This window comes from Pseudomonas sp. C 49-2 (genome assembly GCF_003970195.1).
GTDB classification, from domain to species: domain Bacteria; phylum Pseudomonadota; class Gammaproteobacteria; order Pseudomonadales; family Pseudomonadaceae; genus Aquipseudomonas; species Aquipseudomonas canadensis.
This window is the reverse complement of the sequence record NZ_RXYG01000003.1, coordinates 480247-499598: the sequence shown is the minus strand read 5'-3', so window position 1 is coordinate 499598 and position 19352 is coordinate 480247. Positions and strand designations below refer to the sequence as shown.

Sequence of the window (19352 nt, the reverse complement as noted above, 5' to 3'; positions counted from 1 at the left end):
GCCAGCTCCCACATTTGATTTGCGTGATAGCTACTGGCGAGCCAGCCGCACATTCTGGAACGCCATATCCTCAGTACTCCGATACGGGTTTATATCCAACCCACCCCGCCGCACATACCGCGCATACACCGTCAACGTCTCCGGCTTCAGCAAGCGCTGCAAGTCCAGGAAGATGCGTTCCACGCACTGTTCATGGAAGTCCGAGTGCTGGCGAAAGCTCACGATGTACTCCAGCAGACTGGCGTGATCCAACGCGTGACCACGGTATTGCACCACCACACTGCCCCAGTCCGGCTGGCTGGTCACCGGGCAGTTGGATTTGAGCAGGTGGCTGTGCACGCTCTCCTCGACAACGCGCGAGTTATCGCAACGCAGCAGCTCCGGGCGCGGGTGCTCGTAGTTGCTGACGCTGATATCCAAATCATCGATGCAAACGCCCGGCAGCGCCATCACGCCTTCGGCCTCGATCTCGGCCAGGCTGCGGATACGCACGCTCACAGGCGCACCGGCGGCAGCGCTGAGGTCGGCGCGTAAAGTGGCTTCCAGGCTGGCCGCATCGGCAAAAGCGGTCTGGTTCAGCGAATTGAGGTACAGCTTGAACGACTTGGACTCGATGATGTTCGGCGAGTCGGCCGGGATGCTGAACTCACCGATGGCCACCACCGGCTTGCCGGACGGCAGCAGCCAGGACAATTCGAAGCAGTTCCAGAAATCCACGCCCTTGTAAGGCAGGGTCTCGGCGCTCAGGCCCAGCTCTGCCCATTTGGCGGCACGTGGGATCGGAAACAGCAACGAAGGTGTGTAGGTGGAGATGTATTCACTGGACTTGCCCAGCGGCGAATGTTCGGCTGCGGGATGCATGGCGGAAACCTGGCTAAATAAACCGCGCCAGTCTACCAGCCTTTGCCCCCGTGCCTAAACGCCAGCGGATCAATCGACGTTGAGCTTGCCGACCATGCCCGCCTGGTAATGCCCCGGAAGGTTGCAGGCAAACTCCAGGCCCGTGGCCTTAGTGAACGTCCAGGTTAGCTCGGCGGTTTTGCCCGGCTCAACCAATACGCTATTGGGGTCATCGTGTTTCATCGCACCGTGGCCCATGGCAGCGTGGTCCATCTTGCCCATACCGGTGGCAGTGAGCATGCCGCTGGCCTGCATCTGCAGCATTTCCTTCTGGTGTTCGGCATGCATCGCCGCGTCGCCCAAGTTGAACTCGTGGAGCAATTGGCCCTTGTTGACCAGCACAAAGCGCACCGTCTCACCGGCCTTTACGTCCAGCGACTTGGGCGAAAAGGAAATATCCTGCAACGTCACTTCCACGGTACGCGTGGCTTTGCTCGCCGGCGCTGCCTCGCCGAAGGCATAGGTGTGGGCAGCATCGGCCATCGCATCAAAACTCAACGCCAACAGGCAACCCGCCAACAACAGGGGTGTACGCAACGCCATCGGTCTTCTCCAGAAATATAGGAACAGCTTGGGCAGCACTCTAAGATTGCGCCGCTGCCAGCTAGCTGACTGCTAGATTACAACTTTGTCAGGTTGCTCCCCTGCCCTGGCACTCAAGGTATAAAGCCGTCGTCCACCGTTGCCAAGAGCCGCCCATGAAACTGCTGATCGTCGAAGACCAACCTAAAACCGGCCACTACCTGCGCCAGGGCCTGGCCGAGGCGGGCTTTACCACCGAACTGGTGGCCGACGGCACCAGCGGCCAGCACCTCGCGTTGACCGGCGACTACGACCTGTTGATCCTCGACGTGATGCTGCCGGGCCGCGACGGTTGGCAGATCCTCCAGGCGGTGCGCAGTGCCGGCATGGACATTCCGGTGCTGTTCCTCACCGCCCGCGACGCCGTGGAAGACCGCGTGCATGGCCTGGAACTGGGCGCCGACGATTATCTGGTCAAGCCCTTCGCGTTTTCCGAATTATTAGCCCGCGTGCGCACCCTACTGCGCCGTGGCAGCAGCACACCGCAGGAAACCGCGTTGCAACTGGCCGATCTGCGCCTGGACCTGATCCGCCGCCGCGTCGAACGGGACGGCCAGCGCATCGACCTGACCGCCAAGGAGTTCTCCCTGCTGGAACTGCTGCTGCGCCGCCAAGGCGAAGTGCTGCCCAAATCGCTGATCGCCTCCCAGGTGTGGGACATGAACTTTGACAGCGACACCAACATCATCGAAGTGGCGATCCGCCGCCTGCGTCTGAAAGTCGACGACAACTTCCCCAACAAGCTGATCCACACCGTACGCGGCATGGGTTATGTGCTGGAGGAGCGCGTCAATTGATCAAGCGCCTGTCCCTGGCCAGCCGCCTGGCGCTGCTGTTTGCCGCCTGCACCGCGGTGGTGTCGCTGATCGCCGGTGTGCTGTTCAATCGCGCGAGCGAGGCGCACTTCATTGAGCTGGACCAGCAACAACTCGATAGCAAACTGGTGGCGCTGCGCAGCACCTTACAGGGCGTCGACTCGCCGGAGGCCTTCGCCCGGCGTGAAGCGCAATTGCGCACCGAACTCAGTCGCCAGCCCGACCTTACCCTGCGCATCACCGCCGCCGGCGAACGCTGGCTGGACGATGCGCCAAGCGTGACCTTGCCCGACGCGCCCGGCCTGCACAGCCTGCAAAACGCCGACACCGACTACCGGGTCTACAACGCGCCGTTGAGGGCAGGCCAACCCGACTCGCCGCAACTGAGCCTGATGCTCGACATTACCCACCATCAGCACTTTTTGCAGCGCATGCAGCACCTGATCTGGCTCACTGTGGGCCTGTCAGCCCTGGCGACCGCCCTGCTCGGCGCCTGGGCCGCCCGCAGCGGGTTGCGGCCACTGCGACGCATGGGCGAAGTGGCCGCCAGTGTGTCGGCCCACTCCTTGACCCAACGTTTGCCTCAGCAGGAAATGCCCACGGAACTGGCCGACCTGGCCCAGGCCTTCAACGCCATGCTCGGACGACTGGACGACGCCTTCCAGCGCCTTTCGGCGTTTTCCGCCGACATCGCCCATGAACTACGCACGCCCCTGTCAAACCTGCTGACCCAGACCCAGGTCATCCTTACCCAGCCGCGCCCGCTGGAGGATTACCGCGAGGCATTGCACAGCAACCTGGAAGAGCTGCAATGGATGGCACAACTGGTCAATGACATGTTGTACCTGGCCAAGGCGGATCACGGCCTGCTGATGCCCAAGCGCGAAACCTTGGCGCTGGCGGATGAAGTGGACGCGCTACTGGAGTTTTTTGCACTGCTGGCGGAAGACGGACAGGTCAGCCTGGTTCGAGAGGGCGCGGCCATTACGGCGGGTGATCGCGGGATGCTGCGCCGGGCCTTGTCAAACTTGCTGGATAACGCGTTGCGGTTTACTCCGCCGGGTGGCGAAGTGCGTGTGCGGATAGAGGATGGGGTGAGGCTTTCAGTGGAGAACACCGGGGATGGTATTGCAGCGGAGTTGCTGCCGAGGTTGTTTGACCGGTTCTACCGAGCGGACCCTGCGCGCCATGAAGGCAGCAGTGAGCATGCGGGATTGGGACTGGCGATTACCCAGTCGATTGTGCGGGCGCATGGGGGGAGGATTTATGGTGAATCTGAGGCGGGGTGGACCCGGTTTGTGATCGAGTTACCTAAGAGGGATTGATGCAGGCTGGGCCGGCCCCATCGCAGGCAAGCCAGCTCCCACATTGGAATGTATCCACAGATCAATCTGTGGGAGCTGGCTTGCCTGCGATGGCGGCCAGAAGGCTTACGAATATCTCAGGGCATGCGCCGGCTCAATTTTCGCCGCCCGATACGCCGGGTACAGCGTCGCCAGAAAGCTCAACACAAACCCGGCCGTGCAGATCAGCAGCACATCCCCACCCTGCAGCTCCGAAGGCAGGTTGCTGACGAAGTACACGTCCGAACTGAAGATATGCTGCCCGGTGACCCGCTCGACCCAGCCCACCAGCTCACTCACGTTCAGCGCGGCAATCACGCCCAATACGCCGCCGATCAAGGTGCCGACGATACCGATCACCGTGCCCTGCACCATGAAGATCGCCATGATCTGTCGAGGCGTCGCGCCGATGGTGCGCAAAATCGCGATATCCGCGCCCTTGTCGTTCACCACCATGATCAAGGTGGCGATGATGTTGAACGCGGCCACGGCGACGATCATCAGCAACAACAGGCCGATCATGGTCTTTTCCATCTTCATCGCGCTGAACAGGCTGCCCTGGGTGTGGGTCCAGTCGTCAGGCTTGTAGGCAGTGCCCAGGCTGGCGGCGATGTCCGACGAGACCTTGGGGGCCGCGTACAAGTCTTTCACCGCCAGGCGCACGCTTTGTACTTGGTTCGGCTGCCAATGCTGGATCTCTGCGGCGTCGGCCATGTGGATCATCGCCATGGAGCCATCCAGCTCGGCACCGACCTTGAAAATGCCCACCACGTTCAAGCGTTGCATGCGCGGGGTGATACCGCCCGGTGCAGTGCTGATTTCCGGCACGATCAGGGTCACTTTATCGCCCACATTCAGACGAAAGCGCCGGGCGGTGATGTCGCCGATGACCACGCCAAACTCGCCGGGTTTCAGGTCTTCCAGACTGCCGCGCACGATGTGCTGGGCCACGATCGACACCTTGCCTTCCTGCGCCGGGTCGATGCCGCTGATCTCAATCGGCTGCATGGCGCCCTTGTAGGAGAACATGCCGTCCATCTGCGTGAAAGGTACGGCGGCAGTCACTTCCGGATTCTTCATCGCGGCAGCAGCCACCGGCTGCCAATCGTCAATCGGGTTCACGCCGACGATGGTGGCGTGAGGCACCATGCCAAGGATGCGCGAGCTCATTTCGCGCTGGAAGCCGTTCATCACCGACAACACCACGATCATCGCCAACACGCCCAGGGCGAGGCCGATCATCGAGGTCATCGAGATAAACGAGACAAAACGGTTGCGGCGCTTGGCGCGGGTATAGCGCGTGCCGATGAAAATCGATAACGGTCTGAACATTCGCGGGCACCGTTGAAAAAATGAAAAAGCCCGGCGCTTGAAACACCGGGCTTGAAACGGGTCAGATGGCGACCAGATGACCTTCCTGCAGGTGCAGCACGCGGTCCATCTGGCGGGCCATGCTCATGTCATGGGTCACCACCAGGAACGCGGTGCGCATCTGGGTGCTCAGTTCCAGCATCAAGTCCTTGATGCCCTGGGCGGTGTGGGAGTCGAGGTTGCCGGTGGGTTCATCGAGCATCACCAGGCCAGGGTTGTTCACCAAGGCGCGGGCGATGGCCACACGCTGGCGCTCGCCGCCGGACAACTCGGCCGGCTTGTGCTCCAGGCGATGGCCGAGGCCGACGCGCTCCAGCAGTGCTTTAGCGCGCTGGCGGGCTTCCGGGATCGCGGTCTTGCCGATCAGCAGTGGCATGCACACGTTTTCCAGGGCGGTGAACTCCGGCAACAGGTGGTGGAACTGGTATACAAAACCCAGCGAACGGTTGCGCAACTGGCCGCGAGCCTTTTCACCGAGGGCCGACAGTTCTTCACCGGCCAGCCACACGCTGCCCTGGGACGGGGTATCAAGGCCGCCCAGCAGGTTCAGCAAGGTACTTTTGCCGGAACCGGAACTGCCGACGATCGCCACGCGCTCGCCCGGGTGTAGCTCAAGTTGCAGGTTGGACAGCACCACTACCGACTCCGGGCCTTCCTCGTAGGATTTGCCCAGGTCGCGGCAGCTCAGGATTGCTTTTTCACTCATGCCCGATTCACTCATAACGTAAGGCCTGTGCTGGCTGGGTACGTGCCGCGCGCCAGGCTGGATACAGGGTGGCAAGGAAACTCAGGACCAACGCAGCGCCGCCTACCATCAACACGTCCTGGGCCTGAACCTGGGACGGCAAGTAGTCGATGAAGTAGACGTCGGCGTTGAGAAACTTGTGGCCGATCAGGGTTTCGAGGCCGGCGATGGCGGCACTGACGTTCAGCGCGGCAAGAATGCCCACCGCCGTACCGATCAAGGTGCCAACCACGCCGATCACGGTGCCTTGCACCATGAAGATCGCCATGATCTGCCCCGGCGTGGCGCCGAGGGTGCGCAGGATGGCGATATCGCCCTTCTTGTCGTTCACCACCATCACCAGCGTGGAGATAATGTTGAAGGCCGCCACAGCGACGATCAGCAGCAACAGCAGGCCGATCATGGCTTTTTCCATGCGGATGGCCTGGTAGAGGTTGCCGTGGGTACGAGTCCAGTCGCGGGCGTAGTACTGGCTTTCACCCAGGTGCTGGGCGATTTCCCAGGCGCCGCGTGGCGCATCGAACAGGTCGGCGAACTTGAGGCGCAGGCCCTGCACCTGGTCCGGCTGCCAGCGATGCAGGCGCGCCAGGTCGGTGAGGTTGGTCAGGCCGAGGTAGCCGTCGATCTCGCCGGCGCCGACGTGGAAAGTGCCAACCACGGTAAAGCGCTTCATGCGCGGGAACATGCCCGCCGGGGTTACGGTGACTTCCGGCGCGACGAAGGTCAGCTTGTCGCCGAGGCCCACGCCGAGCTTGGCAGCGGCCTTGTCGCCGATGACGATGCCAAAGCTGCCGGGCGCCAGGTCGTCAAGTTTGCCCTGCAGCATGAACTTGTCGATGATCGAGACATTACGTTCCTGGGCAGGGTCGATGGCATTGAGCAGGATCTTCTGCACCTTGCCGTCATTGGTCAGCAACCCCTGCATCTGGGTGAATGGCGCGACGGCCAGCACCTTGGGGTTCTGCTTGACCTTGTCGGCCAGGCTTTGCCAGTCACTGATGGGCGCATCGCCCTCGATGGTCGCGTGGGGCACCATGCCCAGCACGCGGGTGCGCATCTCATGATCGAAGCCGTTCATCACCGACAACACCACAATCATCACGACCACGCCCAAGGCGAGCCCGATCATCGAGGTCAGGGAAATGAACGACACAAAATGATTGCGACGCTTTGCACGGGTATAACGCGTGCCAATAAATACGAAGAGAGGTCTGAACATGTCGGGGCTTGTTCGGAGGAAAAGAAGACGTCCCGGTGGCGGGGTCTGGTAAGCAGCTTTACACTCTGACCATTACCGCTAGCTGGGGTTCGCCATGTCGACATTAGATGAAGAAGAACGCCGCGAATACTACCGTATCGACGACATGATCGCACTTCAAATCAAAAGCCTGTCTGCCCCCGAGGCGGCGAGCAAGGAAGTGTTGCTGGATGATTCTCCGCTGTTCAATTTACTCAGTGAATTGCACCTGAGTGAATTCGAAGCCCAGCACCTGCTGCGCCAGCTCAGCGAGAAGGATCGCACCCTCGCCGCCTTCCTGCGCGTGCAGAACAAACGCCTGGACCTGCTCAGCCAGATCATGGCGCGCGGCCTCCTGGATGAGGTCGGCGCACCGCAACCGGTGATCATTTCCGAAGGTGGCATCGACTTCCAACACCCCACGCCCCTGCCGGCCGGCGCACACCTGGCGGTCAAGCTGGTGCTGATGCCACAAGCGCTCGGCTTGTTGCTGCGCGCGCGCGTCACCCATTGCGACCCCAAAGGCGCAGGCTTTGATGTCGGCACGGAATTCGAAGCCATGACCGACGCCCAACGCCAACTGCTGGCGCGCTACATCCTGCAGAAACAGGCCCAGGAACGGCGCCTGGCGCGGGAACAAAACGACGACATCTGAATTCGTATTCACTACGCCAGCTATCCTGGCGCGAAGGAGCAACTGTGACCCTGATCTACGGCCACCGCGGTGCCAAAGGCGAAGCACCGGAAAACACCCTGACCAGCTTCCAGGAGTGCCTCAAGCACGGTGTACGCCGTTGCGAACTGGATTTGCACTTGTCCATGGACGGCGAGCTCATGGTCATCCACGACCCGACCCTCAAGCGCACCGCCGACCGGCGCGGCAAAGTCGTAGAGTATTCAGCGGCCGACCTGGTGAAGATGGACGCACGCAAAGGCGGTCCGGGCTGGGTCAAGCCGTGCCCGATTCCGCGTCTGGAAGAACTGTTCGAAAAGTGCGACTTCGATCACTGGCAACTGGAAGTCAAAAGCGCCTCGCGCACCCGCGCCGCCACCACCGTGCTGGCGATTCGTGAAATGGCCGTGCGTTTCGGGCTGATGGACAAGGTCACCGTGACCTCAAGTTCGCGGGAAGTACTGAAAGCCGCAGTTGAACTCACTCCCGACCTGTCACGCGGACTGGTGGCGGAATACGCCTGGCTCGATCCGCTGAAGGTCGCGCAAAACTACGGGTGTGAGATTCTGGCGTTGAACTGGACGCTGTGCACCCCTGAGCGACTGGAAAAAGCCCAGCGCCAGGGCTTGCACGTGTCCGTGTGGACCGTCAACGAACCCGCGCTGATGCGCAGGCTCGCCGACTTCGGCGTAGATAGCCTGATTACAGACTTTCCCGGTTTGGCCACTGCCACCCTCGGGAATTACTGAAATCGGTCTCCCCGGCCGGCTCAGGCCACCGGCCGGAGCCGCTCAAAAAAGCCGGTTGAGGCCGTCGTAGGCCGCTACCCGATAGGCTTCTGCCATGGTCGGGTAGTTGAACGTGGTGTTGACGAAATACTTCAGGGTATTCAGTTCACCCGGCTGGCTCATGATCGCCTGGCCGATGTGCACGATCTCCGACGCCTGGTAGCCGAAGCAATGCACGCCGAGGACTTCCAGGGTTTCACGGTGGAACAGGATCTTCAGCATGCCTTGCGGCTCACCGGCGATCTGCGCACGCGCCATGCTCTTGAAGAACGCCTTGCCCACTTCGTAAGGCACCTTGGCCTTGGTCAGTTCGTGTTCGTTCTTGCCGATCGAGCTGATCTCGGGAATCGTGTAGATCCCGGTCGGCACGTCGTTCACGTAGCGCCAGCTGCCATTATCGACAATGCTGCCAGCGGCCGAGCGGCCCTGGTCATGCGCCGCACTGGCCAGGCTCGGCCAGCCGATCACGTCACCGGCACCGTAGATGTTGGTCACGCAGGTGCGGTAGTTCTCATCCACCTCGATCTGGCCACGGCTGTTGACCTTGACCCCGATGTTTTCCATGCCCAGCTTGTCGGTGTTGCCGGTACGGCCATTGCACCACAGCAACGCATCGGCCTTGATCTTCTTGCCGGACTTGAGGTGCAGGATCACCCCATTGTCCAGGCCTTCGACGCGCTCGTACTCTTCGTTGTGGCGCACGGTGATGTTGTTGTTGCTGAAGTGGTAGCTCAACGCCTGGGAGATTTCCGAGTCGAGGAAGCTCAGCAACTGGTCGCGGTTGTCCACCAGTTCCACCAGTACACCCAGGCCGCTGAAGATCGAGGCGTATTCACAGCCGATCACGCCAGCGCCGTAGATGATCAGTTTGCGCGGGGTGTGGCCCAGGCTCAGGATGGTGTCGCTATCGTAGATACGCGGGTGGTGGAAATCGATATCCGCCGGGCGATAAGGGCGCGAACCGGTGGCGATGATGATGTGCTTGGCCACCAGCTTCTCGACCACGCCATTGGGGCAGACCACTTCGATGGTTTGCTCGTCGGCGAAGCTGCCGGTGCCGAAGAACAGGTCGACGCGGTTACGGGCGTAGTAGCCGGTACGCGAGGCGACTTGCTTGGAGATGACTTTCTCGGCGCTCTTGAGCACGTCCGGGAACGAGAACCAGCGCGGCTCACCAATGGCCCGGAACATCGGGTTGGTGTTGAACTGCATGATCTGGCGCACCGAGTGACGCAAGGCCTTGGACGGGATGGTGCCCAGGTGGGTGCAGTTACCGCCGACCTGGCGACGGCTATCGACCATCGCCACCTTGCGCCCTGCTTTCGCGGCGTTCATCGCCGCACCTTCTCCAGCCGGGCCGGAACCCAGTACCACCACGTCGTAGTTGTAGACAGCCATGCGTACTCCTCAGAACAGGCCAGGCGTACGGTTGGACGCCGGGCTAAATCATGCCGCGGCCAGCGGTCATGAAGGACAATTTGGCTCAAGTGTGTGAACCGGGGCACAGTCTATATAAGGCTCAACGCCGCGAACATTAACCCTTGGTCGCGTCGTAGGCCAGTCTTGCCTTTACTACACCATCAGGAAATTGCAATTACACTGCCAGCAAGCCCCTTTGCAGGACTGGCCATTATGCGACATGTCGCTTTCTGTTTATTGCTGATGCTGTCGATCACGGTGCACGCCAATGAAGCGGATCGTCTGAAACAAGCCGATTTCCCGGCGCAGTCACAGCAACTGACCCTGAAAAACCAGGCGGTGCTCACCTACCTCTGGGCGGATGTCTACGCGGCTGCGCTGTATGCCCCGTCCGACCTGAGCGCCAAGCAGGCTTGGGCGCAACAAAAAGCGCTGCGCCTGACGCTGTACTACTTCCGTGACATCGACCGCAATGATGTGATCAAAGCCGCCGCTGCCACGCTGCAGCGCCAGCAGGCCAGCGCCCGGTTGAAGCCCGAGATAGACAAACTGCACGCCAGTTTTCGCGATATCCGCAGCGGCGATCGGTATGCCCTGGATTTTCATCCGGGACGTGGTTTGAATTTGGAGATCAATAGGCAGGTGGTGTTCAGCAGTCGCGACGATGAGCTTGCCAGGACCTACCTGAGCCTCTGGCTGGCGCCCAATGGGCTGTCCGAACGCTTGCGTACCCAGTTGCTCAATTGAAGATTTGCGCTGGCTGAACGACCGCCTTCGCGTGCAAGCCCGCTCCCACATTTAACCGCGCGCGCCCTGAAAACACCCGGTCGAATGTGGGAGCGAGCTTGCTCGCGAAGAGGCCCTCACAACCATAAAAAAGCCCCGAACCAGTCGGGGCTTTTTCATTTACAGCTGATGCTTAGCGCGGAAACGCAGGCGGGTTGACCCCGGCCATGTCTTCCATCACGCGAACCACCTGGCAGCTGTAGCCGAACTCGTTGTCGTACCACACGTACAGGACAACGCGGTTGTCCTGGGTAATGGTCGCTTCCGCGTCCACCACACCGGCGTGGCGCGAGCCAACGAAGTCGGTGGAGACCACTTCCTGCGAGTTGACGAAGTCGATTTGCTTATGCAGATCGGAGTGCAGCGCCATGAAGCGCAAGTACTCGTTCATCTCTTCACGGGTGGCGGCTTTCTCAAGGTTCAGGTTGAGAATGGCCATCGACACGTTTGGCGTCGGAACACGGATCGCGTTACCGGTCAGCTTGCCGGCCAGCTCAGGCAGGGCCTTGGCAGCAGCGGTGGCAGCACCGGTCTCGGTGATCACCATGTTCAACGCGGCGCTACGGCCACGGCGATCGCCCTTGTGGAAGTTGTCGATCAGGTTCTGGTCGTTGGTGTACGAGTGAACGGTTTCGACGTGGCCGTTGACGATGCCGAACTTGTCGTTCACAGCCTTCAGCACCGGCACGATGGCGTTGGTGGTGCAGGAAGCGGCGGACACGATCTTGTCGTCAGCGGTGATTTCGCCGTGGTTGATGCCGTGAACGATGTTCTTCAACTTGCCTTTGCCAGGCGCGGTCAGGACAACGCGGTCCACACCCGGGCAGGCCAGGTGCTGGCCCAGGCCCTCGGCGTCACGCCATACGCCGGTGTTGTCCACCAGCAGGGCGTCCTTGATGCCGTACTGGGTGTAATCCACCTCGGACGGGTTCTTCGCGTAGATCACCTGGATCAGGTTACCGTTGGCGGTGATGGTGTTGTTTTCTTCGTCGATGACGATGGTGCCGTTGAACGGACCGTGTACCGAATCGCGGCGCAACAGGCTGGCGCGCTTGGTGAGGTCGTTCTCGGCGCCTTTGCGCACGACGATGGCACGCAGGCGCAGGCCGTCGCCGCCACCGGTTTTTTCGATCAGGATGCGGGCCAGCAGGCGGCCGATACGACCGAAGCCGTACAGCACCACGTCGGTGCCTTTGCGGGCAGCGGCGTTTTGCTGGCCAACCACATCGGCCATTTCTTCACGCACGAACTGCTCGGCGGTACGGCCGGCGCCTTCCTTGCGGAATTTGTAGGCCAGCTTGCCCAGGTCTACCGAAGCCGCGCCGAGCTTGAGCTCGCTCATGGCTTTAAGCAGTGGGAATGTTTCGTGGACGGAGAGTTCGCTGTCGTCGGCAGAACGGTGACGCGCAAAGCGGTGGGCTTTGAGAATCGCGATGACAGACTGGTTGATCAGGCTGCGGCCATAGATCGAGCTCACCACATTGTTATTGCGGTACAGCTGACCGATAAGCGGAATCATCGCTTCAGCGAGTGCTTCACGGTCGATCCATTCACCAAGACACTGGTCGGGCTTCTGAGTCACGGGAACCTTCCACATGTAGGGGCAGAAAAAAGGGGCTACATTATGCCGCCCGACCGCCCCCGGAGCAATGCGCCCCGGACAACAAAAACCACTTGCGGAAAATTGACACCCCGCTACAGCCCAGTAAATACGCGGGTTCCAGAAGGCCATCAATGACGCGCGCGGGACGACTTGTCCGTAACTCTCCGAAAAACGCGTACATTTTGGCACTACATAATGAGTCAAAACCCGCCATTGTTTGTCTTAGCCACTACATTTCCTACAAACCGTAATAGGCTCAGTCAGCAACTGACAGACGGCGCCCCGCACCGTTACAATTACCGACTTTGTCGCAACGCTTGGAGCTCAACCTTCCGTGCCCGTCCTGCGTCTACCGCTACTCCCTGCTGCGGCAGGCAAACAGCACTGGGGCAACCTGCCCGGTGCCGCCCTGAGCCTGGCCATCGCCGAGGCTGCCAGCGCAGCCAAGCGCTTTACCCTGCTGCTCACCGCCGACAGCCAAAGCGCCGAACGGTTGGAGCAGGAGCTGAGCTTCTTCGCCCCCGATTTGCCGGTGCTGCATTTCCCCGACTGGGAAACCCTGCCCTACGACCTGTTCTCGCCGCACCAGGACATCATCTCCCAGCGCATCGCCAGCCTGTACCGCTTGCCGGAACTGGCCCACGGCGTGCTGGTGGTGCCGATCACCACGGCCTTGCATCGCCTGGCGCCGACCAAGTTCCTGCTGGGCAGCAGCCTGGTGCTGGATATCGGCCAGAAGCTCGATGTGGAGCAGATGCGCACGCGCCTGGAAGCCAGTGGCTACCGCTGCGTCGACACGGTGTACGAGCACGGTGAGTTCGCGGTGCGCGGTGCGCTGATCGACCTGTTCCCAATGGGCAGCAAATTGCCGTATCGCATCGACCTGTTCGATGACGAAATCGAAACCCTGCGTACCTTCGATCCGGAAAACCAACGCTCCATCGATAAAGTCGACTCGGTCAAGCTGCTGCCTGCGCGGGAATTCCCGCTGCAAAAAGACGCGGTGACCCGCTTCAAGGCGCGCTTCCGTGAACGCTTCGACGTGGACTTCCGCCGCTGCCCGATCTTCCAGGACCTGAGCAGCGGGATTACACCGGCCGGTATCGAGTACTACCTGCCGCTGTTCTTCGACGAAACCTCCACCCTGTTTGATTACCTGCCCCAGGACACCCAAGTGTTCTCGCTGCCGGGTATCGAGCAAGCGGCGGAAAACTTCTGGAACGACGTGCGCAACCGCTATGAAGAGCGTCGCGTCGATCCGTCCCGTCCTTTATTGCCGCCCGCCGAACTGTTCCTGCCGGTGGAAGACTGCTTCGCGCGCCTGAAAAGCTGGCCGCGCGTGGTCGCCAGCCAACAGGATGTGGAAACCGGTGTCGGCCGCGAACGCTTCCCGGCGGGGACACTGCCGGACTTGGCAATCCAGGCCAAAGCCACGCAACCGCTGGAAGCGCTGTCCAACTTCCTCGGCGACTTCCCCGGCCGCGTGCTGTTTACCGCCGAATCCGCTGGCCGCCGCGAAGTACTGCTGGAACTGCTCGAACGCCTGAAACTGCGCCCGAAAACCGTCGACAGCTGGCCAGATTTTGTCAAAAGCAAAGAGCGCCTGGCGATCACCATCGCACCGCTCGATGAAGGCCTGTTGCTGGATGATCCGGCCCTGGCGCTGATCGCCGAAAGCCCGTTGTTCGGTCAGCGCGTGATGCAGCGTCGTCGCCGCGAAAAACGCGCCGACGCCAACAACGATGCCGTGATCAAAAACCTCACCGAACTGCGCGAAGGCGCGCCGGTGGTGCACATCGACCACGGCGTCGGCCGCTACCTGGGCTTGCAGACCCTGGAGATCGACAACCAGGCCGCCGAATTCCTCACCATGGAATACGCCGAGGGCGCCAAGCTCTACGTGCCAGTGGCCAGCCTGCATTTGATTGCGCGCTACACCGGCAGCGATGACGCCCTGGCGCCGTTGCATCGCCTGGGTTCGGAAACCTGGCAGAAAGCCAAGCGTAAAGCCGCCGAGCAGGTGCGCGACGTCGCCGCCGAACTGCTCGACATCTACGCACGCCGCGCCGCACGCGAAGGCTACGCGTTCGCCGACCCGAAAGCCGACTACGCCACCTTCAGCGCCGGCTTCGCCTTCGAAGAAACCCCGGACCAGCAAACCACCATCGAAGCGGTGCGCGCCGACATGCTCGCGCCCAAGCCCATGGACCGCCTGGTCTGCGGCGACGTGGGCTTCGGCAAGACCGAAGTGGCCATGCGCGCCGCCTTCATCGCCGTGCACGGCGGTCGCCAGGTAGCCATCCTGGTGCCGACCACCCTGCTCGCCCAGCAGCACTACAACAGCTTCCGCGACCGCTTTGCCGACTGGCCGGTGACCGTGGAAGTGATGAGCCGCTTCAAGTCCGCCAAGGAAGTGAACGCCGCCATCGCCGATTTGGCCGAAGGCAAGATCGACATCGTGATCGGCACCCACAAGCTGCTGTCGGACGATGTGAAGATCAAGAACCTGGGCTTGGTGATCATCGACGAAGAACACCGCTTTGGTGTGCGTCAGAAGGAACAGCTCAAGGCCCTGCGCAGTGAAGTCGATATCCTCACCCTCACCGCCACACCGATTCCACGCACGCTGAACATGGCGGTGTCTGGTATGCGTGACCTGTCGATCATCGCCACGCCGCCGGCGCGCCGCCTGTCGGTACGCACCTTCGTGATGGAGCAGAACAAAAGCACGGTCAAGGAAGCGCTGTTGCGTGAACTGCTGCGCGGCGGGCAGGTGTACTACCTGCACAACGACGTGAAGACCATCGAGAAATGCGCCGCCGACCTCGCCGAGCTGGTGCCGGAGGCACGTATCGCCATCGGCCATGGGCAGATGCGCGAGCGCGAACTCGAACAGGTGATGAGCGACTTCTACCACAAGCGCTTCAACGTGCTGATTGCCTCGACCATCATCGAGACCGGCATCGACGTGCCGAGCGCCAACACCATCATCATCGAGCGCGCCGACAAGTTCGGCCTGGCTCAGTTGCACCAACTGCGCGGTCGCGTCGGGCGCAGTCACCACCAGGCGTACGCGTATCTGCTGACGCCGCCGCGCCAGCAGATCACCTCCGACGCGGAAAAGCGCCTGGAAGCCATCGCCAACACCCAGGACCTGGGCGCCGGTTTTGTATTGGCCACCAACGACCTGGAAATCCGTGGCGCCGGCGAACTGCTGGGCGACGGCCAGAGCGGGCAGATCCAGGCGGTGGGTTTCACGCTGTATATGGAGATGCTTGAGCGCGCGGTGAAAGCCATCCGCAAAGGCGAGCAGCCGAACCTCGATCAACCGCTGGGCGGCGGGCCGGAAATCAATCTGCGCTTGCCCGCGTTGATTCCCGAGGATTACCTGCCCGACGTGCATGCGCGACTGATCCTGTACAAGCGCATCGCCTCGGCCACCGACGAAGAAGGCCTCAAGGACCTGCAGGTGGAGATGATCGACCGCTTCGGCCTGTTGCCGGAACCCACCAAGAACCTGGTGCGCCTGACCCTGCTGAAATTGCAGGCCGAGCAGCTCGGCATCAAGAAGGTCGACGCCGGGCCGCAAGGCGGGCGCATCGAGTTCGAAGCGCAAACGCCGGTGGACCCGCTGGTATTGATCAAGCTGATCCAGGGCCAGCCCAACCGCTACAAGTTCGAAGGGGCTACGCTGTTCAAGTTCATGGTGCCGATGGAACGTGCCGAAGAACGCTTTAATACCTTGGAGGCGTTGTTCGAGCGCCTCATCCCGAAATCTGCTTGAAGGACGCCCCAATGCGCCTGTTCCGCATGTTGAGCCTGTTGTTGGTGGTCGTGGCACCTGCGGCGTTCGCCGACAGCCCGTACCAGGTGGAAATGATCCTGGTGCGCCAGAACGCCGAACCGGTGATCAACAGCCGCGCCGCCCCGGAAAACTGGGATGCCGGGGCAGCGCGCCTGGCCGACAGACTGAGCCCGCCGCGCCTGTCCAACATTGTCGACAAGCTGCGTGCCGACCCCACCTACACAGTGCTGCTGCATAAGGCGTGGGAACAGAACCTGGGCGAGCAGCCGGTCAAGGTCGCAATCACCGACGGCCAGGAACAATTCGGCCAGTTTCCGATCGAGGGCGTGTTGAGCCTGCAACTGGGCCGTTTTACCGACATTGATGCGAACTTCTGGATCAACCAGTTCGACGCCAACGGCAGCGTGATCGCCAGCGAGCAGCTGAGCCAGACCGACGTGCGTACCAAGAACAACCAGCTCAACTACCTGGACGGTGGCCACCTCGCGCTGCTGATCAAGATCACCTCGCTGACCGCCAAGCCACCCAGCGCGCCACCATCCGACATTCAGGACTGATCCAGCGCCATGTCCCTCACGTCGTCGCTGACCAAACCCCTGGCGCCTTCCTGGGCCAATCGCTTTAAAGAGCAGAGCCTTGAGCGCGGGCGACGTTATGCGCTGGAAAACCGGGTGCGCATCGTCGAATGCGGCGACAGCACCATCGTCGCCAGTTGCGAAGGCTCCGGCGGCAACGTGTATCGGCAGACCATCTCGTTGCGCGAATCGGCCAAGGGCACCTTGATCCTGGTGGACAGCCGCTGTACCTGCCCGGTGCACACCAACTGCAAACACATCGCCGCGGTATTGCTCAAGGTCCAGGAAACCCTGGCCTACCCCGCCGCCGCACAGGATGCCGAGCTGCTGGAAAAACTCCAGGCCGTGCTGGAAAACCGGGCGGTGCTGCCGCAAGTGGTGATGGAAGACGTGGTGCCGGTGCCGCGCCTGTGGATGGCCAGTGTCGAATTCAGCGCCTTTGAACCGCGCAACGGCAAGATGCAGCGCTATATCCAGCACCGGGCGGCGCTGTCGTTCAACTACTTGGGCAACTACGTCAGCGGGCAGAAAAACGCCGACATCATCGTGCGACAGGACACCCAGAGCCTGCGCATCAAGCGGCATCCGGAGCTTGAGCAACCGTATCGCGAACAACTGCGCCTGCTGGGCTTCAAGATCGCCACGCGCCAGAGCAAGGCACTGCCGGAAAGCGCCGGCGAGCTGTTCGAGATGGTCAATGACAGTGCCTGGCTGACCTTCACCCTCAATGCCACACCGACACTGCGAGCCGAGGGTTGGGAGCTGCTGATCGATGATGATTTCGGCTTCGACCTCAGCGCGGTCGATGACTGGTACGCCACGGTTGACGAAGGTCCGGAGCGTGATTGGTTCGATCTGGAGCTGGGGATCATCGTCAACGGCGAGCGACTGAGCCTGTTGCCGATCCTGCTAAACCTGATGCGTTCCCACACCGAGATCCTCAACCCGGAGAAGCTGGCGCGGCGCCGTGATGATGAGCTGATTCTGGTGAACATCCCAGGCCTGCCCAATGGTCACGGCCCGATACAAGTGGCGCTGCCCTACGGCCGATTGAAACCGGTGCTGGCGACCCTTGGTGAGTTTTACCTACAGGAAGCCGGCACCACTACGCTGCGCTTGGCCAAGGCGGATGCGATCCGGCTTAACCCGCTGGAAGACCTACCGCTGCAGTGGGAAGGTGGCGAGAAGATCCGCAACTTTGCCCAGCGCCTGCGGGATATCAAGGATTTCACGTGTGTAGCGCCTGAAGGGCTGAACGCGACCTTGCGCCCTTACCAACTGGAAGGCTTGAGCTGGATGCAGTCGCTGCGTCAGCTTGATGTCGGCGGCATACTTGCGGATGACATGGGCCTGGGCAAAACCCTACAGACCCTGGCGCATATTCTCACTGAGAAAATCGCCGGTCGCCTGGATCGGCCGTGCATGGTGGTCATGCCCACCAGCCTGATTCCCAACTGGCTGGATGAGGCGGCGCATTTCACACCGCAACTCAAGGTGTTGGCGCTGTATGGCGCAGGGCGTAAGAAACATTTCGCCAACCTGCCGGACTATGACCTGCTGCTGACCACCTATGCGCTGCTGCCCAAGGACATCGAACAACTCGCCGCCCTGCCCTTGCATGTACTGATCCTCGATGAAGCCCAGTACATCAAGAACCCGTCCAGCAAGGCGGCCCAGGCGGCACGCGAGCTGAACGCACGCCAACGCCTGTGCCTGAGCGGCACGCCGCTGGAAAACCACCTGGGCGAATTGTGGTCGTTGTTTCACTTCCTGCTGCCTGGCTGGCTCGGTGATGTAAAAAGCTTCAACCGTGATTACCGCGTGCCCATCGAAAAGCGTGCCAGTGATGTGCGGTTGCAACACCTCAACGGTCGGATAAAACCTTTCCTGCTGCGCCGCACCAAGGAACAGGTGGCGACTGAGTTGCCACCCAAGACCGAGATCATCCACTGGGTCGACCTCAATGAAGCCCAGCGCGACGTGTACGAAACCATGCGCCTGGCCATGGACAAGAAAGTCCGCGACGAGATCACCCGCAAAGGCGTGGCGCGCAGCCAGATCATCATCCTTGAGGCGCTGCTGAAGTTACGCCAAGTGTGTTGCGATTTGCGGCTGGTCAACGACGCGACCCTGCCCGCACGTGGCAGCAGCTCAGGCAAACTCGATAGTTTGATGGAAATGCTTGAGGAGCTGTTTGAGGAGGGTCGGCGGATCCTGCTGTTTTCCCAGTTCACCTCGATGTTGAGCCTGATCGAAGTCGAGCTGAAAAAACGCTGCGTGGCCTACGCACTGCTCACCGGCCAGACCCGGGATCGGCGCACGCCGGTGAAGGACTTCCAGAGCGGCAAGCTGCAGATTTTTCTGATCAGCTTGAAGGCCGGCGGTGTTGGCCTGAACCTGACCGAGGCCGATACGGTGATCCACTATGATCCTTGGTGGAACCCGGCCACGGAGAACCAGGCCACCGACCGCGCCTATCGCATCGGGCAAGAGAAGCCGGTGTTCGTCTACAAGATGATTGCCCGGGGCACGGTGGAAGAGAAAATCCAGCACCTGCAGAAGGAAAAATCCGACCTGGCAGCGGGCGTGCTGGATGGGCGTACGACGGGGGATTGGCAGTTGGGCAATGAGGATATTGAGGCGTTGTTTGCGCCGTTGCCCAACAAACAGGAAAAGCGCTGACGGTTAGATCGCCATCGCCGGCAAGCCG

Annotated in this window: 15 protein-coding genes; 8 read left to right on the top strand and 7 right to left on the bottom strand. The window is 61.3% G+C overall.

Features of this window, described 5'->3' with window-relative positions:
- Positions 1–30: 30 nt before the first annotated feature.
- On the bottom strand, positions 31–861 hold the full coding sequence (queF, locus tag EJ576_RS08690; RefSeq protein WP_122725001.1) for an NADPH-dependent 7-cyano-7-deazaguanine reductase QueF: 831 nt from the start codon (positions 859–861) through the stop codon (positions 31–33).
- Between the two features lie 69 nt (positions 862–930).
- The gene (locus tag EJ576_RS08685) at positions 931–1443 is read right to left on the bottom strand and encodes a plastocyanin/azurin family copper-binding protein (RefSeq protein WP_028619431.1); all 513 of its coding nucleotides are present in this window, start codon (positions 1441–1443) and stop codon (positions 931–933) included.
- A 155-nt stretch (positions 1444–1598) separates the two neighbouring features.
- Between EJ576_RS08685 and EJ576_RS08680 the strand changes: the two genes are divergently transcribed.
- Positions 1599–2279, top strand: a complete 681-nt coding sequence (locus EJ576_RS08680; protein WP_028619430.1) for a heavy metal response regulator transcription factor — start codon at positions 1599–1601, stop codon at positions 2277–2279.
- A complete protein-coding gene (locus EJ576_RS08675; protein WP_122724997.1) occupies positions 2276–3622 on the top strand; it encodes a heavy metal sensor histidine kinase in 1347 nt (448 codons plus the stop codon). Before EJ576_RS08680 ends, EJ576_RS08675 begins: the two co-directional genes overlap by 4 nt.
- A gap of 105 nt (positions 3623–3727) precedes the next feature.
- On the opposite strand, the gene EJ576_RS08670 is transcribed toward EJ576_RS08675, so the two are convergent.
- The 3 genes from EJ576_RS08670 to EJ576_RS08660 form a co-directional block, all read right to left on the bottom strand.
- Complete coding sequence (locus tag EJ576_RS08670) at positions 3728–4972, bottom strand: lipoprotein-releasing ABC transporter permease subunit (protein ID WP_016975278.1); 1245 nt, start codon at positions 4970–4972, stop codon at positions 3728–3730.
- 61 nt (positions 4973–5033) lie between these two features.
- Positions 5034–5717, bottom strand: a complete 684-nt coding sequence (gene lolD, locus EJ576_RS08665; RefSeq protein WP_020372622.1) for a lipoprotein-releasing ABC transporter ATP-binding protein LolD — start codon at positions 5715–5717, stop codon at positions 5034–5036.
- Positions 5718–5724: 7 nt separating this feature from the next.
- Entirely contained in the window at positions 5725–6975 is a 1251-nt protein-coding gene (locus EJ576_RS08660) for a lipoprotein-releasing ABC transporter permease subunit (protein ID WP_016975276.1), read from the bottom strand.
- Between the two features lie 94 nt (positions 6976–7069).
- On the opposite strand from EJ576_RS08660, the gene EJ576_RS08655 reads away from it, so the two are divergent.
- A complete protein-coding gene (locus tag EJ576_RS08655) occupies positions 7070–7648 on the top strand; it encodes a PilZ domain-containing protein (protein ID WP_016975275.1) in 579 nt (192 codons plus the stop codon).
- Positions 7649–7692: 44 nt separating this feature from the next.
- Positions 7693–8415 carry a glycerophosphodiester phosphodiesterase gene (locus EJ576_RS08650; protein ID WP_016975274.1) on the top strand — a complete coding sequence of 241 codons (723 nt, stop codon included), beginning with the start codon at positions 7693–7695 and terminating at the stop codon, positions 8413–8415.
- Positions 8416–8457: 42 nt separating this feature from the next.
- Here the strand turns inward: EJ576_RS08650 and sthA are convergent, their stop codons facing one another.
- Positions 8458–9852 (bottom strand): Si-specific NAD(P)(+) transhydrogenase, encoded by a 1395-nt coding sequence (gene sthA, locus EJ576_RS08645; protein ID WP_126570043.1) that lies wholly within the window; start codon positions 9850–9852, stop codon positions 8458–8460.
- A 234-nt stretch (positions 9853–10086) separates the two neighbouring features.
- Here sthA and EJ576_RS08640 point away from each other — a divergent pair, with 234 nt between their 5' ends.
- Entirely contained in the window at positions 10087–10620 is a 534-nt protein-coding gene (locus tag EJ576_RS08640) for a chalcone isomerase family protein (protein WP_122724993.1), read from the top strand.
- Positions 10621–10792: 172 nt separating this feature from the next.
- Here EJ576_RS08640 and EJ576_RS08635 read toward each other — a convergent pair whose 3' ends face one another.
- Positions 10793–12256, bottom strand: coding sequence for a glyceraldehyde-3-phosphate dehydrogenase (locus EJ576_RS08635; protein ID WP_122724991.1), 1464 nt, complete (start codon positions 12254–12256; stop codon positions 10793–10795).
- Positions 12257–12596: 340 nt separating this feature from the next.
- On the opposite strand from EJ576_RS08635, the gene mfd reads away from it, so the two are divergent.
- From mfd to EJ576_RS08620, 3 genes are read left to right on the top strand one after another with little or no spacing between them, the layout of a single operon-like run.
- Positions 12597–16046 (top strand): transcription-repair coupling factor, encoded by a 3450-nt coding sequence (mfd, locus tag EJ576_RS08630; protein WP_126570042.1) that lies wholly within the window; start codon positions 12597–12599, stop codon positions 16044–16046.
- Positions 16047–16057: 11 nt separating this feature from the next.
- On the top strand, positions 16058–16624 hold the full coding sequence (locus EJ576_RS08625) for a CsiV family protein (protein WP_126570041.1): 567 nt from the start codon (positions 16058–16060) through the stop codon (positions 16622–16624).
- Positions 16625–16633: 9 nt separating this feature from the next.
- Positions 16634–19324: a DEAD/DEAH box helicase gene (locus tag EJ576_RS08620; RefSeq protein ID WP_126570040.1), complete on the top strand. Its 2691-nt coding sequence runs from the start codon at positions 16634–16636 to the stop codon at positions 19322–19324.
- Positions 19325–19352 lie beyond the last annotated feature (28 nt).

Coding starts and splice junctions, on each gene's coding strand:
- queF (WP_122725001.1), bottom strand. CDS start 861: ATGCATCCCGCAGCCGAACATTCGCCGCTGGGCAAGTCCAGTGAATAC.
- EJ576_RS08685 (WP_028619431.1), bottom strand. CDS start 1,443: ATGGCGTTGCGTACACCCCTGTTGTTGGCGGGTTGCCTGTTGGCGTTG.
- EJ576_RS08680 (WP_028619430.1), top strand. CDS start 1,599: ATGAAACTGCTGATCGTCGAAGACCAACCTAAAACCGGCCACTACCTG.
- EJ576_RS08670 (WP_016975278.1), bottom strand. CDS start 4,972: ATGTTCAGACCGTTATCGATTTTCATCGGCACGCGCTATACCCGCGCC.
- lolD (WP_020372622.1), bottom strand. CDS start 5,717: ATGAGTGAAAAAGCAATCCTGAGCTGCCGCGACCTGGGCAAATCCTAC.
- EJ576_RS08660 (WP_016975276.1), bottom strand. CDS start 6,975: ATGTTCAGACCTCTCTTCGTATTTATTGGCACGCGTTATACCCGTGCA.
- EJ576_RS08655 (WP_016975275.1), top strand. CDS start 7,070: ATGTCGACATTAGATGAAGAAGAACGCCGCGAATACTACCGTATCGAC.
- sthA (WP_126570043.1), bottom strand. CDS start 9,852: ATGGCTGTCTACAACTACGACGTGGTGGTACTGGGTTCCGGCCCGGCT.
- EJ576_RS08640 (WP_122724993.1), top strand. CDS start 10,087: ATGCGACATGTCGCTTTCTGTTTATTGCTGATGCTGTCGATCACGGTG.
- EJ576_RS08635 (WP_122724991.1), bottom strand. CDS start 12,256: ATGTGGAAGGTTCCCGTGACTCAGAAGCCCGACCAGTGTCTTGGTGAA.
- EJ576_RS08625 (WP_126570041.1), top strand. CDS start 16,058: ATGCGCCTGTTCCGCATGTTGAGCCTGTTGTTGGTGGTCGTGGCACCT.
- EJ576_RS08620 (WP_126570040.1), top strand. CDS start 16,634: ATGTCCCTCACGTCGTCGCTGACCAAACCCCTGGCGCCTTCCTGGGCC.